Genomic DNA, 16463 nt, shown 5'->3' on the forward strand with positions numbered 1-16463 from the left:
TGGGCATATGTTGAAGGTCGCAATTGCAGAAGATGATTTCCGCGTAGCGCAAATTCAGGAAGAGTTTTTATCGAAAATAAAGGATGTAAAAGTGATTGGAAAAGCATTGAACGCAAAAGAAACGATGGAACTACTACAAAGGGAAGAAATCGATTTACTTCTATTAGATAATTATTTACCAGATGGAATTGGAACCGACTTATTGCCGGAAATTCATGCTGACTTTCCAAACGTTGACGTCATTATGGTAACAGCGGCGAATGAAAACTATATGTTAGAAAAAGCAATTCGAAATGGCATAAGCAACTACCTTATAAAACCGGTCACGTTAGACAAATTTGTTCGCACAATTGAAGATTATAAAAGAAAGAAGCAACTATTACATAGTAACAATGAAGTAAATCAAGCACTAATTGATAACTTCTTCGGCACTTCGCAAATACAAGACATGAAAAACTTACCGACAGGTGTTGATCCTTTAACACTGCAAAAAGTGAAAGGAATTATAAAAGGATTCGAAGAGGGAATTACAATAGAAGAAATGGGAGAACAAATGGGGGCATCCAGAACAACCGCAAGAAGATATTTAGAATACTTAGTAGCAACAAACGAATGCACAGTAGAATACACATACGGCATTATCGGACGACCAGAACGAAAGTACCGAATAGGACGAGGATTATGAAAAAACGATTATTATTATGTATATGGATCATGACAGGAGTATTAGCTGGTTGTTCTTCGGAAAAACCTCAAACGAATACAGTAAACATAGACAAAGTAGAAATCGTTGCGCCAAACGTTCAAGGAGCCGGATGGGACTTAACAGCACGAGCGATGCAAAAAACGCTGACAGAAGAAAAAATCTTCACAAAACCAATCACTGTCACAAACAAAGTAGGTGGCAGCGGTGATGTCGGATGGAAATATACGAAACAAAAAGGCGGACACGTACTGGCGATTAACTCAAGCTTACTCATAACGAACAACCTACTAGGCCACAGTAAACTAACATATAAAGACTTCACCCCGCTCGCAACATTAGCGTCGGATTGGGAAGTCGTTGTCGTATCAAAAGACTCAAATATAGACAACGCAAAACAATTGATGGAACAACTAAAGCAAGACAAGAAAAACTTCAAAATCGGAGTTGCCCCCGGTCTAGGAAACGACGATCACCTATCCTTCGTACAAGTAAGCAAAGCCTTCGGCATAAACCCTGCCGAACTACAATTCTTTGTCTACGAAAACAAAGAAAAAATCATAAACGCCCTAACGAACAAACAAATCAACGCCGCAACCATGACCCTATCCGAAGCCGAAAAACAATACAAAGCCGGCAAAATAAAAATACTAGCCGTATCCTCCGAAAAACGACTAGACCGACTACCGGACATTCCAACGTGGAAAGAACAAGGAATCGATGTTGTATTTCAGCACTGGAAAGGGATTATGGGGCCGAAAGATATGACGGAGGACGAGGTTGCTTATTGGGATAGTATTATTAAGAGGATGGTGGAGAGTGATAGTTGGAAGGGGATTTTGAGGGAGAGGGGTTGGAATTCTTTTTATAAGAATAGTGGGGAGAGTAGGGTGTTTTTCGAGGAATGTGATTTTAGGTATGAGGAGATGATGAAAAAAGAGGCTTAAGAGGGAAGTATTCGATCATGCTTTATTTTTGTAGTTACTTCTATATAATATAAAAGAGATGAGAGTGTTAGGCTAATTACATTAAAGGTGCTAGATAGGAATAGATAAAATCTATCTTACTGATTAAAAATATATTAGTCGTTAAAAGATATAAAAGGCATTTTTCAGTCTATAAGGTGTGGAAACGTAAATTATAGAGTTTCTGTGAGATTTAAGGAGGACATAATGAAGAAAAATATTTATGTTGTTGGAGCAGTAATTGTCCAAGATGAGAAAATTTTATGTGCACAAAGAGGACCATCTAAATCGCTACCTCTTATGTGGGAATTTCCAGGTGGGAAAATAGAAGAGGGAGAAACACCTCAAGAGGCGTTAAAGCGTGAAATCAATGAAGAAATGCGTTGTAGCGTGCAGATTGGTGAACAAATTGATTATACAGCCTATGAGTATGATTTTGGTATTGTTCATTTGAAAACTTTTTATTGTAAACTTGTTGAAGGAAGTCCAGTTTTAACTGAGCATGTAGCAATTAAATGGTTATATCCGAATGAACTAGCAGCTTTAGAGTGGGCACCTGCGGATATCCCAACTATTGAGAAATTATCAAAGGAATCGCTTGTAAAGTAATTTGATTAAAAACTATTCGTTTTATGCGGATAGTTTTTTATATTGTAATAAATTTGCACTTTAAATCAGTGAGTAATACAATTAGTATAAAAATTTGTCATAAATGGTGATCATATGGAGAATTTCATTCAAAAATTAGAGGCATCTTTATATAAGGGATTTATTGATCAAAAACATAATCATCCTGGAATATATAAGCCTAAATTATTAGTAAATAATACGAAAAAAAATGAAAATGTTTTAAATTCATTGTTAGAAGAGCTTGAAAATAGTACATCCTTTATTTTTTCGGTTGCTTTCATTACAGAGAGTGGGCTAGCAACTTTAAAATCACATTTCCTTGACCTTAAACAAAAAGGAGTTAAAGGGCGTATATTAACATCTACATTCTTAAATTTTAATACACCAAAAGTGTTTAGAGAGTTAATGAAACTTGAAAATGTAGAAGTAAGATTAACGAACTTAGCTGGTTTCCATTCAAAGGGATACATATTTGATAACAAAACACATTGTTCGCTAATTGTCGGTAGTTCTAATCTAACTGCACATGCTTTGAAGGTAAACTATGAATGGAACGTCAAGTTAACATCGCATGAAAATGGAGAGATTGTTCACCATTTTAAGAATCAATTTGAAGAAGTTTGGGAGCATTCTCAAGTATTAACTGAAGAGTTAATTGGAAATTACGAAACAATATATGAACAAGTTGCAGAAAATAAGTTACTAGATCGAGTTATAGAATTACCTGGTCAATATCATAATTCAATTGAAGAAGCTTTGAAAATTACTCCAAATAAAATGCAACAAGCTGCGTTAAAAGAAATACAAGCTATTCGAGACGCTGGAAAAGAAAAAGGATTAGTTATCTCTGCCACAGGAACGGGGAAGACATATCTTTCAGCATTTGATGTCAGAAATTTTGCACCTAAACGAATGCTATTTATTGTTCACCGAGAGCAAATATTAAATAAAGCGAAATCAGATTTTCAAAAAGTTCTTGGTGGGATAGATGAGGACTTTGGAATTTTATCAGGATCAAATAAACAAATAAATGCTAAATATTTATTTGCGACGATCCAGACTATTTCAAAGGAAGAAAATTTACAACAATTTGATCCTGAGCTGTTCGATTACATTCTAATAGATGAAGTTCATAAAGCGGGTGCTAGTTCTTATCATAGGGTTATTGATTATTTTAAGCCGAAATTTTTAATGGGAATGACTGCTACACCTGAACGTACAGACAATTTTAATATTTATGAGCTATTTGATTACAATATTGCTTATGAAATTCGTTTGCAAGAAGCACTTGAAGAAGATATGCTTTGTCCTTTCCATTATTTTGGAGTAACTGATTTTGAATATAATGGTGAAAAGATAGATGACACTACGGTTTTATCTAAACTTGTTACGGAAGAACGAGTGGATCATATAGTTGAAAAAGTAAAATATTACGGTTTTTCCGGTGAGAAAGTAACAGGACTAATGTTTTGCAGCCGAAAAGATGAGGCAGAACAATTATCATATGCCTTAAATAATAGAGGTTTTCGCACATTTGCATTAACCGGCGATCATTCCCAACAGGAAAGAGAACTGCGCGTGAATCAATTAGAAAATGGCATACTCGATTATATTTTAACGGTAGATATTTTTAATGAAGGAATTGATATTCCGAGTGTGAACCAAGTTGTTATGTTAAGACAAACTCAATCAAGTATTATCTTTATACAGCAGCTGGGGCGTGGACTTCGAAAACACGATTCGAAAGATTTTGTTACGATTATTGATTTTATTGGAAACTATAAAAACAACTATTTAATTCCGATTGCCCTTTCAGGAGATAGATCGCAAAATAAAGATAACATACGTAGATATACAAATGATACGAGTTATATTAAAGGTATTTCAACAGTTAACTTTGAAGAGATAGCGAAAAAGCAGATCTTTAAAGCAATTAATAATAGTAATTTAAAAGAAATGAAAGTATTGAGGGAAGCTTTTGCTGAATTGAAAAATCGAATAGGCAGAATTCCATATCTATATGATTTTATAGTAAATCATTCCATTGATCCAGTTGTACTTGTGGAAGGACATTCAAACTATTATCAATTCCTAATGAAAATGAAAGAAAAGGTTCCTACATTAACAGAGTACGAGAATAAAATTTTAACAATGCTTTCGTTGGAAGTATTGAATGGAAAACGTAAAAATGAAATTACTCTGTTGGAATTGTTACTAAAGCAAGAAAAAGTTGATAAAGATGAGTATATAAAACAACTTGAAAAATCTAATTGCTTAACAGATGATGATACGATTACTTCTGTGCAGCGGATTTTTGAGTTATCGTTTTTCACACAGAATAACCAGAAAAAATATGGTGAAAAGCCAATTATCGCATTGCAAGAAGATAAGACGTACATGTTTAATGATCTAATCCGAGAAAGTTTAGAACAGAATGAATACTTCAAGTATATGGTAATGGACATCATTAAAAGTGCGAAAGAAAAGAACAAAAACTATGAGTGTGATAGTAACCTTACTATATATAAAAAATACTCAAGAAAAGATGCATGTAAACTTTTAAATTGGCACATTGATGAGACTTCAACTATGTATGGCTATAAAACCAAATACTCTACTTGCCCAATATTTGTCACATATCATAAAAACGATGAGGTAGAATCCAGTGTGAACTATGGTGATGAATTCCTTAATCAAGATGTTCTGAAATGGTATACAAGAAGTAATAGATCATTAAAGTCAAAGGAAGTTCAGACAATTATTGATGCTAAAGAAAATAATATTGATGTCCATATTTTTGTGAAAAAAGATGATGATGAGGGAAGCGACTTTTACTATTTAGGAAAAGCGAAACCTGATAAAGCAAGTGTAGAACAAACTGAAATGCAAGATAAAAATGGGAAAGAACTACCGGTTGTGACAATGAATATGATTATGGAGAAATCAGTTGATAATAAGCTCTATGATTATTTAAAGGATGGTAATGTTTTGTAGGTAGATTTGATTTTAAATGCTTGTATAGCTCAAAAATGATTAAGGGAATAGTAGTATTAGTGGATAAGATAAGGCTGTATCAAAATGGCATAGGAGTATGCTTTTGATATGGTCTTATTTATTGGATTGTAGTGTTTTTTTGTTGATTTTTGTAGGTTCATTTCAGTGATGTAGGCAGAATGGGATGGATCTTTCTCATATGCTGCAGTGTGTAAATAGAGGTTATCAGAGTAGGTGATGATAAGGCTTATATTATTAGTGAGTTTGCAAATGATGGGGATAGGATGTTACGGTGCGGGCGCTTCGCTCTCCATTAAGACGTTATCCAAGTTAAGCAAGACGATTTATATGTAACGTTAGATGAAAGTAAAACTGCAAAAAGAACGTTCAAACATCCAGAAACAGACGAGGTAATAGAACTTTACTTCCAGAAAAGAAAGGGTTAACTGGGAAATTCAGTAATAGCAAGCAAACGTGATTCCGGTTAGGCTCGAACTCACGACCTCCACCCTGTCAAAGTGAAAGTCTTATTTTATCTATATTAGTATTACTAAATTTTTTCTATATAATCCCCTTGCACGTCCCCCAACGTCACCTCCTAGCCTAAAGAAGACAAAACAAAAAGGGAGGCCAAAACCAATCATGAAAACCACCACAAAAAAAAAAGAAAAACCATCATCATGCTATTACTCTCAGCCGTAATAGGAATATTTTCACCACTACTCATGTACATCACACTGGCACGTAAAAATGAGGTATACAAATACCATTGCCAAAAAGTATTCAATTTTCATTTATTAATCCTTCTTCTATTTAATATTAGTTCGCGTATTAGTGATGTTTGGTTTTGGATTGTGTTTGCCTTTGAGGTAGTTCAAGTGATTATTGTTGCGTGGAGAGTAATACGTGACGAGTCATATCGTTATTTCATTCGAATTCCGTTATTTAAAGGAGATAAGTATGTAGTGGAAGGAGAATAGGTGATGAAACAAGAAGTGGAGATAAAGGGAAAGCGAATTTTATCATGGTCGTAGAGTTGTTTATTGCGATTTATATAGTTTTACGAAAAAGAAAGTATGAGTATTTTTATGATGGTATTAGTGAGTATGAAAATCGTTATAGAGGGAATGTTCCTTTTTTATTGTTTGTTGTAGGTAGAATGAGATGAGTTTTTCTTATCTGCTTCAGTATGTGAGAGAGAAGTTATTGGAGTCGGTGATGGTATGGCATGGATGATTAGTGAGTTTGCAAGTGTTGGGGATGTTCTGGTGCGGACGCTTTGTATGTGCTGCAGCAAATTTCATCATTTTTATTTTTTGTTTGAGGAAGTTCAAAACATTATATTGAGGTGCGTGTCCCTTTCCAAACTAGATAAGGTATACAAAGAACAATGAAAAGGCTTCCCAAAGGGGAAAGCCTTACCTTCTTTTATTCGCAGGATGCTTGTTATTTTTTGGGGACCTACCTTGAATTTGTTGCAGTTGTTCCTGTAATTTACCTAATTCTTCTAATCCATTCGCAATATTTCCAAATGCTGAACTATCACCCATCATCATATTAGTAAATACATCTTTTGTAACATCTACTTGTGCTGTTTTTTCATAGTTTTCAATCTGTTTTTCCATTTCAAATTTCATTTTTTCTATATCAAGCAAAGTTTGTTCTCTCATTCGTTGTAACTCTGCATTTTGTTGTTCTCTCATTTTTTGTATCTCTACTTGTTGCTGTTCCTTTATCTTTTCTAAATCTGCTTTCTGTTGTTCTCTTAATTTTTGTAATTCTGAAGTGTGTTGCGCTTGTGCTGTTTTTAGTGCATTTTTCGTCTGATTTCGAGTACCTAAATATGTAAGGATTGAAGGCACTAAAGCGACACCAAGAGGAACCATAACACTTGTCAAAATATCAGCCAATAAACATCCCTGCCTTTGCATTATTCTCCTATTGATTTTATCATATTCTACCATTAAATTGAAAAAGAAAGCCTCTATATTTAGCGAAGAACTTCAGGGGAATAAGGAAAAGGGAACCCTAAAACTAAATCATGAGCTTGGGAGAGTATAGTGAGCTCGTGCTTTTTTATTGTTTTGCTTTATTAGCTGTATGTAGTTATTTTGTTAATCAAGAAAGGATTTTCATAGATAATTCGATTAGTGGATTATAACTTCATTATCTGACAAATCAATCAAATAATTTATTGTTGAAAAAAACATTAAAACATGGGAATATATAGTTGGTATGAAATGAATTGTAATTATATTTAGGAATGAGAGGACTAATTGATTTGAATACTTTATTTGGATTATTGTTTTTTGTATGTTTAATAGCATTAATTATTGGGATTATTAAACCTCAAGTAGTAGTTAGATGGGGATCAGAAGAAAAACGAAATAGAAAAAGTGTACTAAAGTTCTATGGAATAGGCGTAATAGCAATGTTTATTTTATTCGGTGTAACTTCTGATAATACGAAAAAAACAGAAGAGGCGAACACTGAGGCTAAGCCAGCTAAAGCTGAACAGAAGAAAGAGTTAACAGCAGAGGAAAAAGCAGCAGCAGAACAAGCAGCGGCAGAGAAAGCAGCGGTAGAGAAAGCGGCAGCAGAGAAAGCAGCAGCAGAGAAGGCAGCAGCAGAACAAGCAGCGGCAGAGAAAGCAGCAGCGGAGAAAGCGGCGAAAGAGGAAGAAGAGCGAATTGGATATGAAACAGGAATTACATATGATCAATTAGCTAGAACACCGGATGATTTTAAAGGAAAGAAAGCTAAATTTACAGGAAAAGTCCTTCAAGTAATGGAAGGACAAGGTGAGACACAATTAAGAGTAGCAGTTAATGGGAATTATGATAAAGTATTATACGTTGCTTATAAAAGTGATATTATAAATTCAAGAGTGTTAGAAAATGATAATGTTACTATTAAAGGGAAATCTGCAGGTATATATACTTATAAATCTACTATGGGTGGCGAAATTAGTATCCCAGCAATGTTAGTAGAAAAGATTGATATTAATTAATAAGAAGAAAAGAAGGAGCTGTTCCATAAGTCGGTTTTACCGGATTATGGGCAGCTCTCTTTTTTATGAGTAACCATTTGACTACTTTCATTAATTAAAATATGGAACAATTAATATTAACAATGAATTATAGCAATTTCATTCCAGTGGATCCTATTGTGAGAGCCATTCATGATATGGTGGTCGTGGCTCGTATCATTAAAAAATAATACTTTTCTAAGAGAAAAGGGGGTTCTAGAACCAGTCCCTTTTTAATTAACAATACTCAATAGAGAGAGCGTTATTTGTTTACCTTGTTAAATATTTCGTTGTTGTGATAGTCAATAAACTCTTTAGAGATGTTATGGACTTTAACGTTTTTTAACATGGAATGATTTAATAGAATGGCACCATAATCACATAGTGCGTGATGATTAGGGCACAAAACAATAATATTTTCACGTATGTCTGGGCCATCATGAGGGCTACCTAATGGTTTTATGTGATGAGCTTCCGAATAATGTTTATCTTGAGATAATTCGAGTCTTTCACCGCAAATTTGGCATGTATGTTTGTGTAATCTTTTTAAGTCACGAGTTAAATTTGTATCTCGTATAATTCTATTTACCTCTATTTTAAATTTTTTTGGTGGGATTGCAATATCAGTAGCTTCAATTAATGTTTCTTCATTTCTAAGCGCCCAAGTCCCTTCTCCTAATCCGTCTACTGAATAAAATAAATCTTTTTTTTCATTAAATATTTTTGAATGAGACGAATGTAATTCAATTGTATTTCTTATAATACTTTTCCAAGATTCTGGTAATGGCTCAGTTCTAACTTTTTTTACTTCTGCATAAAGGTCGTCATAATGGCTGACACCATCTAAATTATTAAAAGCTGTTATAATGTCTTCTAACCAAGTTGTCATAGTGTATCTCCTATTCTTCTGAAAATATATTAATATACTTTATATATTATTCCTGTTATTGGAATATCCTCTTTTTTGGATGGGAAATTAGAAAAAATTTGATTTAATTATAAACCACCCCCTTCCATACCCCTACAAAGCCCCTACCAAGTAATAAATCACTAAGAAAAAACATAACAAAACAAAAACAACTACAAACACCGTAGTAGTAGTCAAAAAAAATTTGAAATAACACGCCAAAAACCCACCCCTCCTTCCTATATATAGTACAAAGAGGAATTTTTCATTTTTGAATGAGGACGGGAGGAACTTTGATGGCGGTGTATCGTAATGTGCAGGTGAATTTTTGGCAGGATGATTTTGTTTTGGATTTGACGCCGGAGGAGCGGTATTTTTATGTGTATTTGTTAACTTGTTCGAAGACGACGCAGTGCGGGATTTTTCCGTTTCCGAAGCGGTTAGCTGAGATGGAGACGGGTTATAACAGGGAGACTGTTGATAAGCTTGTGCAGCGTTTTATTGATTATGGAAAGATTCTTTATGATGCGGAGACGAGGGAGTTATTCGTTTTAAATTGGCTTCGTTATAATCCTGTGACGAATACGAATGTGGAGAAGTGTGTGCTTCGTGAGCTTAAGGGTGTGAAGAATAAGGAGTTTGTACATATGTTTCTTCATAAGTGTGCGGAGGAGGAGCTGAATGTTCCGATGCTTTTAGCACATTTCGGTATGCCTAGTGATTTGGCTATGGATGATGTTGATCCGGTTTGTGAGGAGATAGAAGAGGAAGAAGAGGTTGTAGAGGAAGAAACGGGAAGTAAGGTGTTCACGTTTTATGAGCAGAATTTTGGTAGTTTGTCTTCTCATACGGTAGAGGAATTGAGTGCGTGGATGGTTGATTTGTCAGAGGAGCTTGTGCTGAAGGCTCTTCAAATTGCGTATGAGAATAATAAGCGGACGGTTGCTTATGTGAAGGGGATTTTGAGGGGTTGGCATGGGAAAGGATTTACGAAAGTGTCGGAGGTTGAGGCGGATACGGCGAGTTTTCGGAAGAAGGAGTCGTCTGTTAGCGGTGGGGAGACGGAGAATTTTTTGGCGAAGTGTGAGGAGTGGGAGAAGAATGCACCGTCAGAGGAAGAGTTGCAGCGCTTTTTAGCGGAGCGCGGGTGGCGACCATGAGTATTCAAAATGTGGAGGCGGAAAAGACGGTGTTAGGTTCTCTATTACTTGATGGAGAGCTTATTAAGGAGTGCCGTTTGACGGAGCAGTATTTTTCTATGCCAGTGCATAAGTCTATATTTCAGTTAATGCGAAAAATGGAAGAAGAGGGGCAACCGATTGATCTTGTGACGTTCATTTCTAGGGTAGATCCGAATTTTTTGAAGGGGATCGGGGGAATGGAGTATTTTATAGGATTAATGGATGGTGTGCCTACAACTGCCAACTTCTCTTATTATGAGGGGCTTGTTCGAAGTGCCTGGAAAATGTATCAGGCGGGTGTTCTCGGGCACAAGATGGGAGAGCGTCTTATTGCGGAGAAGGACGAGAAAATTATTGGTGAGACGATTACGGAACTTTGTGAGTTAGAGGAAAAGGACTGTGTATGTGAGTTTGATTTGACGGATGCGTTAGTTGGTTTGTATGAGGAGCTTCATCAAGATACGAAAGAGAATACTGGGATTGAGACTGGTTATACATCGTTAAATAAGATGACGTGCGGCTTGCAGGAAGGTGATTTTGTCGTTCTTGGTGCACGTCCTTCTATGGGGAAGACTGCTTTTGCGTTAAATGTTGGACTACATGCGGCGAAGTCTGGAGCGGCGGTTGGGTTGTTTTCATTAGAGATGAGTAGTAAGCAATTGTTAAAAAGGATGGCTTCTTGCGTAGGTGAAGTGTCAGGAGGTAGGCTGAAAAATCCGAAGCACCGTTTTGCGATGGAGGACTGGGAAAAGGTGAGTAGGGCGTTTGCGGAGATCGGTGAGTTACCACTTGAGATTTACGATCATGCAGGCGTTACGGTGCAAGATATTTGGATACAAACTCGTAAGTTAAAGAGGAAGCACGGTGATAAAAAGCTTTTAGTCATTGTAGATTATTTGCAGCTTATTACGGGCGATCCGAAGCATAAGGGCAATCGGTTTCAAGAGATTAGTGAGATTTCTCGTAAGCTTAAGTTATTAGCGCGTGATTTGAATGTTTGTGTAGTGGCGTTGTCGCAATTGTCTCGTTCTGTAGAGTCACGTCAAGATAAGCGCCCTCTTTTATCTGACTTAAGAGAGACGGGACAAATTGAGCAAGATGCAGATGTCATTATGCTTATGTATCGCGAAGATTATTACGATAAGGAAACGGTGCAGAAAGAGATGACGGAGATTCATGTGGCGAAGCATCGGAATGGGCCTGTGGGGAGTTTTAAGCTGAGGTTTTTGAAGGAGTTTGGGCGGTTTGTGGAGGGGAAATAGTTAAAAGACTGGAGTATCACTTTGTAAATAGAATAAAGCATAAGTGTTCCATTTCATTAACTTATGCTTTATTTTTTGATTCTTTGAATATGTTTCTTATTTTTCCATAAAGAAGGATTTTCTCTCTGTAGTAATCCATTGCTCCAAATCATCTTGGCTACGTTGTACAAGTCGATTCACTAAAACATCATGCCATACATAATCCTCTAATAGGTATATATGAACAGGGTCATCTGTATAGAAAGCAACATTACGCTCCTCAAGTGATGGTCCATAAATCATCTCTTTAGAATCTATCGATAAAATAAACCAATGTTCTGTAGACCGGGTTTCTGTATAAGGTGTTATACGGTGGGTTTCTAGATTTTTAATGGGATTTTCAACATGTAGGGTAATACCTTGTACCGTGACTTTATCAGTTACCTCAGATAGTTCCTGTTTTAACACTTCGTACATATCATCCCACATCGAAATGACAATACGCTTTTCTGCTTTTTTTATTAATGCCTGACAATAGCTAATTATTGCTTTTTTATCTTTTAAAGTAATCACCCGATTATCCGCTTTTTCCTCGGAAGTTTCTAGGTTTTTTAACGAATCACTGATTACTTCATAAGTAGATTGCCATTCTGATTGAGCCTTCTGCAAAAAGATTTCGACAGGTAGAGGTGAATAGCGAGTGGTGTCATTTATTTCTTCCTTCATGACAATTCCTTTTTCTACAAGGTTACCCAAAACCTCATAAATTCGCGCTCTTGGGATACCTGAATCCTTACTTACTTGGTAGGCTGTAACAGGCCCTTGTTTAACAAGAGATACATAAGATTTAGCTTCATATTCATTAAAACCAATTTTTTTAAGCTGTTGCACTATGTAGTCCACTTTTTTCGTCCTCCGATGTTTGCTTTTATATTTCAACGTTACAATAACTCTTTACATTTAGCAAATTATTAGTTACTATTCCAATAGTGACTAAAGGGGAGGCTGATAGTATGGATTTTTATTTAGACCCATCAGTATTAATTATTTTGATTGTTTTTGGATTTTTAACTGCATTTATTGATTCAGTTGTAGGTGGTGGTGGACTGATTGCCTTACCAGCTTTATTATTTACAGGACTGAATCCAGCAAGTGCAGTAGCTACGAATAAACTAGCGTCGACAATGGGGTGTGCAACTAGTAATATTGTGTTTTATCGTTCTGGTAATCTTGATTTGAAATCGGCGTTTAAATTATTTCCACTCACTTTCATAGGTTCCATAATAGGGGCATGGACCGTTCATTTAATGAACCCAGAAGTACTGAAGCCATTGATGCTGATCATGCTTGGTGCGGTTGCTATTTATACGATATTCAAAAAGGATTGGGGTAGTATTTCCACTCATAAAAAATTGTCTGGTCGACACGTCATTATCTTTACTTTTTTTGTTTTTGCTATTGGTTTTTATGATGGATTTCTAGGTCCTGGAACAGGTTCGTTTTTAATGTTTTCTCTTTTATTTATTGGGTATGATTTTTTAAAAGCAGCAGGTAATGCGAAGTTTCTTAATTTAGGAAGTAATATTGGTGCATTGTTGATGTTTATGTATGTAGGACAAGTAAACTATGCGTATGGTTTCATAATGGGAATTGCTCAAATTGCTGGAGGGATCATTGGCTCCAAATTTGCTATAAAAAAAGGAAGCGGGTATGTTCGTGCCCTTTTCATTACAGTAACCTGTTTATTGTTAGCGAAAAATCTTTATGATTATATTCATTAAGTAATTTTTAACATTTTTTAGATGCTACCTTATTCGAAGATAGCATCTAAAAAAAGGCTCATTTAAAAGAAAATTTAAGTTAAGAGAATGAAAATAATACAAACGACTATTTTCGGGGTATGTTTATCTATCTTAGTGAAATACCTATTCCACATTCTTCTTATAATTCACCTTCAACAACCCCTTAAAATCCACCTCAGCAATCAACACACTTACTAATATAAGCGTCGCCCCTAAGTATCCTTTTCCTGTAAGTGTTTCACCTGTGAAAACGAAAGCAAAGCCTGCGGAAAAGACAGGTTCTAGTGAAAAGATAAGACCTGTATGTGTAGGCGTAGTGTATTGCTGGGCAATCACTTGCACAATGAAAGCGACTGCGGTGCAAAATATGCTTAACGCTAAGATTATTAGCCATGAGTCGATAGTGCCAGGAAGTTTTGGGGTTTCCATAACTAATGAAAAAATAAGACTAAATAGGCCCACGAAACCGAGTTGTATTACTCCAAGTGCAATGGAATTTACATGTTTCGTTACGTTTCCGGTAATGATGACGTGAATCGCATAAAATAAGGCAGACAGTATGCAAAATATATCGCCGTTACCGATCTTGAATTCACTAGTTAATGTTAATAAGCCAATTCCTATTATCGTTAACACAATTCCTAATATAACTTTCTTTTCAGGAATGTGCTTTAAAAAGATAGCTGATAATATTGGAATGAAAATGACTGTGAGACATAGTAAGAAACCAGCATTAGAAACGCTTGTATACTTTGTACCGAAAGTCGCGAAAATGTAAACGATAAATAAAACAGAAGCTAGTATAAATGCATATTTTACAGTTTTAAAATCGATCTTGAATAAGTGTTTGTAAAATATTAAACCTGATAAAAGAAAGGCAATAATAAATCGCAATGCGATTAAATTATATTCTTCTATGCCATCAAGTCCAAGCTTTGTAAGTAGGATGGATGCACCCCAAAAAAATGTAACTAATAGTAGCATTAAATCCGCTTTTAATTGAATTCTCATTTCTATTCCCTCGTTATGTATAATTTGTAATACCCGTAGCTCCATTTTTTATTTTAATATTAATTCTGAATATTTGGAACAAAAATTTATCGACGGTTTTTTCTCCATAATAAAGAGGCTATTCTATAACCCGGTAAAACCGGTTTATAAAATAGCCCCTTTGCATTTGAAAATTCCTATCCAACAACAACCCAAGCTGCTCCGCAACGGTCAGGAAGTCCCTTCATGAAGTACATTTTTACTACTCCTATGATGGTTGCTCCGAAGAATGTAACGATCATGGCTTAGCTGAACCCTTTGTTTATTCCTTTATTTTTGGAATAATATTTTCTTCTACGATTATGAGAAATTTTTTATATATTTCTCATACATTCATCATGTTTCTTTCATTCTCTTCTCACGTATAAGTCGTACACTCATATGTATCAAAGGTAAAGGGAGGTAATACATTTTTTACTTATCTCAAAACGAATGATAGATGGTGGTGAACAGATGAAAAAGAATAAACGTAAAAAATTGCGTTGGTTAAAATGGATTTTGATCCTTCCGTTACTTCTGGCATTACTATTGTTTGGATTACATAGTATGAAGTTTGACAGGTGGGATCATGAGAAGCATAAGCAAGCGGCGTATACTGTTTCTCACGATAAAGAAAGAGACGCTTTCGTTACACAAAAAGAAAAGTTTAATAACTTTGAACGAGATCAGCATCATGAAAAAGAGTTTGAAGGTTTATTCTTTATACCATTCCTGTTAGCGTTTGGATTTGTTCTTTTCGGATGGTTCATGCTTCGTAAGTCTGAAGGGAATATGGTTAAAAAGTGGACAGGCATATTGCTTCTAGTTATTGGTTTATTACCGGTCCTTCCGATGCTTGCATTTGTTGCAGCGATTGTTTGGGCATATAAAAAGTTTAAAGAAAAAAGAATGGCAACTGATATAGATTTATACAGCGATTTTCAAGTACAACAACAAGTAGATGTTTTAGATCAATGGGAACGCAACATTCGTAAGGAGGAGAAGTAATAATGGGTATTTTAAAACGTATTAAAAATATTGTCGTAGCGGATGTGCATCAAACGTTAGATAAGGTAGAAAATCCTGTTAGCATGTTGAAGCAATATCTTCGCGAAACAGAACAGCAAATTACGAAAGCTCAAAAAGCACTCGCTCATCAATATTATTTAGAAAAGAAATACGAAGCTTTAATTTCAGAAACGGATGCTCTTATTGCGAAGAGAACTCGCCAAGCTGAGCTTGCAGTATCACGCGAAGAAGATCAAATGGCACAGTTAGCCCTGCAAGAAAAAATCGTGAATGAGAAAAAAGCGGAGCTATATCGCAAGCAGTACGAAATAACAAAAGAGCAAACAGCGACGCTTTATGAACAAATTGACAAATTGCAAAAGAAATATGGAGAGTTGCAATATAAAGAACTAGTTCTTGTCTCGCGGTTAAATGCGGCGCGAGCGATAAAAGAGAGCAATACGGCAATTGATTCTTTCCATTCAGAAAGTACATCGAAAGGCTTTGCACGAATTGAATCTTATGTGCAAAAACTAGAAGCAGAAACAGCTGCTAGTAACTATTTTTATAATTTGAAGTCTCCTAATCAACAAGAAGTATTAGATCAAAATTTGCAAGAAGAAGTACAGCGGGAGTTAGAGAAGTTAAAAGAGAATAAATAGTGTGTAAAAAAGAGACCGTTCCAAAAGGTATTTTGGGACGGTTTTATACTCTATATAGGTAGGTTATTGTTGTCGTGTTTTGTGGTTAAGTCGATTGGAATTTTACACAATAAGAACATAACTCCAGTCCAGAGTTTGACTTATAGGACAGCTCCTTTTAAGTTTTAGAAACTAAAGACGCTTCAATAATGTATCGATCTGGAGCCTCACCGATGTAGTTGAAGGGATAACGGTTTAACATCTGGCTCCCAAGGTGCATGTACACTTGGATTAATCTGTATCGTTTTTCTTAAAAGAACATAAAAGCAACGGG

General features: G+C 35.5%; 14 protein-coding genes and 3 pseudogenes. 13 read left to right on the top strand and 4 right to left on the bottom strand.

The genetic code is table 11. The annotated features are described in order from the left end of the window. The first annotated feature begins 7 nt into the window (after positions 1-7). From FT637_RS17735 to FT637_RS17765, 7 genes and pseudogenes are all read left to right on the top strand, one after another. Positions 8-685, top strand: coding sequence for a response regulator (locus tag FT637_RS17735; protein ID WP_193647419.1), 678 nt, complete (start codon positions 8-10; stop codon positions 683-685). Beyond that, positions 682-1650, top strand: coding sequence for a tripartite tricarboxylate transporter substrate-binding protein (locus tag FT637_RS17740; protein WP_193647461.1), 969 nt, complete (start codon positions 682-684; stop codon positions 1648-1650). The genes FT637_RS17735 and FT637_RS17740 overlap by 4 nt, the downstream gene beginning before the upstream one ends. Positions 1651-1875: 225 nt before the next feature. Beyond that, the gene (locus FT637_RS17745; protein ID WP_193647420.1) at positions 1876-2277 is read left to right on the top strand and encodes a (deoxy)nucleoside triphosphate pyrophosphohydrolase; all 402 of its coding nucleotides are present in this window, start codon (positions 1876-1878) and stop codon (positions 2275-2277) included. 114 nt (positions 2278-2391) lie between these two features. Further along, a complete protein-coding gene (locus FT637_RS17750; RefSeq protein WP_193647421.1) occupies positions 2392-5292 on the top strand; it encodes a DUF3427 domain-containing protein in 2901 nt (966 codons plus the stop codon). Between the two features lie 317 nt (positions 5293-5609). Continuing rightward, positions 5610-5735 (top strand): annotated as a pseudogene (locus FT637_RS17755) (nuclease domain-containing protein); the annotation flags it as partial. 199 nt (positions 5736-5934) lie between these two features. Continuing rightward, positions 5935-6272: pseudogene (locus FT637_RS17760) on the top strand (DUF4870 domain-containing protein). A 3-nt stretch (positions 6273-6275) separates the two neighbouring features. Next, positions 6276-6528: pseudogene (locus FT637_RS17765) on the top strand (hypothetical protein). 182 nt (positions 6529-6710) lie between these two features. On the opposite strand, the gene FT637_RS17770 reads toward FT637_RS17765, so the two are convergent. Further along, the gene (locus tag FT637_RS17770) at positions 6711-7202 is read right to left on the bottom strand and encodes a hypothetical protein (protein WP_193647462.1); all 492 of its coding nucleotides are present in this window, start codon (positions 7200-7202) and stop codon (positions 6711-6713) included. A gap of 371 nt (positions 7203-7573) precedes the next feature. Between FT637_RS17770 and FT637_RS17775 the strand changes: the two genes are divergently transcribed. Next, a complete protein-coding gene (locus tag FT637_RS17775) occupies positions 7574-8302 on the top strand; it encodes a hypothetical protein (protein WP_193647463.1) in 729 nt (242 codons plus the stop codon). A gap of 280 nt (positions 8303-8582) precedes the next feature. On the opposite strand, the gene FT637_RS17780 is transcribed toward FT637_RS17775, so the two are convergent. Next, a complete protein-coding gene (locus FT637_RS17780) occupies positions 8583-9209 on the bottom strand; it encodes an HNH endonuclease (protein WP_193647423.1) in 627 nt (208 codons plus the stop codon). 314 nt (positions 9210-9523) lie between these two features. Here FT637_RS17780 and FT637_RS17785 point away from each other — a divergent pair, with 314 nt between their 5' ends. Both FT637_RS17785 and dnaB read left to right on the top strand, forming a co-directional pair. Further along, entirely contained in the window at positions 9524-10387 is an 864-nt protein-coding gene (locus FT637_RS17785) for a DnaD domain-containing protein (RefSeq protein WP_193647424.1), read from the top strand. Beyond that, the gene (gene dnaB, locus FT637_RS17790; RefSeq protein ID WP_193647425.1) at positions 10384-11670 is read left to right on the top strand and encodes a replicative DNA helicase; all 1287 of its coding nucleotides are present in this window, start codon (positions 10384-10386) and stop codon (positions 11668-11670) included. The genes FT637_RS17785 and dnaB overlap by 4 nt, the downstream gene beginning before the upstream one ends. 96 nt (positions 11671-11766) lie before the next feature. On the opposite strand, the gene FT637_RS17795 is transcribed toward dnaB, so the two are convergent. Continuing rightward, positions 11767-12552: a TrmB family transcriptional regulator gene (locus FT637_RS17795; protein ID WP_193647426.1), complete on the bottom strand. Its 786-nt coding sequence runs from the start codon at positions 12550-12552 to the stop codon at positions 11767-11769. A gap of 110 nt (positions 12553-12662) precedes the next feature. On the opposite strand from FT637_RS17795, the gene FT637_RS17800 reads away from it, so the two are divergent. Beyond that, positions 12663-13430 carry a TSUP family transporter gene (locus tag FT637_RS17800; protein ID WP_193647427.1) on the top strand — a complete coding sequence of 256 codons (768 nt, stop codon included), beginning with the start codon at positions 12663-12665 and terminating at the stop codon, positions 13428-13430. A 144-nt stretch (positions 13431-13574) separates the two neighbouring features. Here FT637_RS17800 and FT637_RS17805 read toward each other — a convergent pair whose 3' ends face one another. Further along, the gene (locus tag FT637_RS17805) at positions 13575-14462 is read right to left on the bottom strand and encodes a DMT family transporter (RefSeq protein WP_193647428.1); all 888 of its coding nucleotides are present in this window, start codon (positions 14460-14462) and stop codon (positions 13575-13577) included. A gap of 492 nt (positions 14463-14954) precedes the next feature. Here FT637_RS17805 and FT637_RS17815 point away from each other — a divergent pair, with 492 nt between their 5' ends. Further along, a complete protein-coding gene (locus FT637_RS17815) occupies positions 14955-15488 on the top strand; it encodes a hypothetical protein (RefSeq protein ID WP_193647429.1) in 534 nt (177 codons plus the stop codon). Positions 15489-15490: 2 nt separating this feature from the next. Next, positions 15491-16150, top strand: a complete 660-nt coding sequence (locus FT637_RS17820; RefSeq protein WP_193647430.1) for a PspA/IM30 family protein — start codon at positions 15491-15493, stop codon at positions 16148-16150. Positions 16151-16463 lie beyond the last annotated feature (313 nt).

The sequence above is a fragment of the Bacillus cereus genome, from assembly GCF_015071065.1.
Taxonomy (GTDB): Bacteria; Bacillota; Bacilli; order Bacillales; family Bacillaceae_G; genus Bacillus_A; species Bacillus_A cereus_BA.

What these genes read in the sequence shown, in the direction of transcription:
- FT637_RS17735 (WP_193647419.1), top strand. Translation starts at nt 8, where the DNA reads ATGTTGAAGGTCGCAATTGCAGAAGATGATTTCCGCGTAGCGCAAATT.
- FT637_RS17740 (WP_193647461.1), top strand. Translation starts at nt 682, where the DNA reads ATGAAAAAACGATTATTATTATGTATATGGATCATGACAGGAGTATTA.
- FT637_RS17745 (WP_193647420.1), top strand. Translation starts at nt 1,876, where the DNA reads ATGAAGAAAAATATTTATGTTGTTGGAGCAGTAATTGTCCAAGATGAG.
- FT637_RS17750 (WP_193647421.1), top strand. Translation starts at nt 2,392, where the DNA reads ATGGAGAATTTCATTCAAAAATTAGAGGCATCTTTATATAAGGGATTT.
- FT637_RS17780 (WP_193647423.1), bottom strand. Translation starts at nt 9,209, where the DNA reads ATGACAACTTGGTTAGAAGACATTATAACAGCTTTTAATAATTTAGAT.
- FT637_RS17785 (WP_193647424.1), top strand. Translation starts at nt 9,524, where the DNA reads ATGGCGGTGTATCGTAATGTGCAGGTGAATTTTTGGCAGGATGATTTT.
- dnaB (WP_193647425.1), top strand. Translation starts at nt 10,384, where the DNA reads ATGAGTATTCAAAATGTGGAGGCGGAAAAGACGGTGTTAGGTTCTCTA.
- FT637_RS17800 (WP_193647427.1), top strand. Translation starts at nt 12,663, where the DNA reads ATGGATTTTTATTTAGACCCATCAGTATTAATTATTTTGATTGTTTTT.
- FT637_RS17805 (WP_193647428.1), bottom strand. Translation starts at nt 14,462, where the DNA reads ATGAGAATTCAATTAAAAGCGGATTTAATGCTACTATTAGTTACATTT.
- FT637_RS17815 (WP_193647429.1), top strand. Translation starts at nt 14,955, where the DNA reads ATGAAAAAGAATAAACGTAAAAAATTGCGTTGGTTAAAATGGATTTTG.
- FT637_RS17820 (WP_193647430.1), top strand. Translation starts at nt 15,491, where the DNA reads ATGGGTATTTTAAAACGTATTAAAAATATTGTCGTAGCGGATGTGCAT.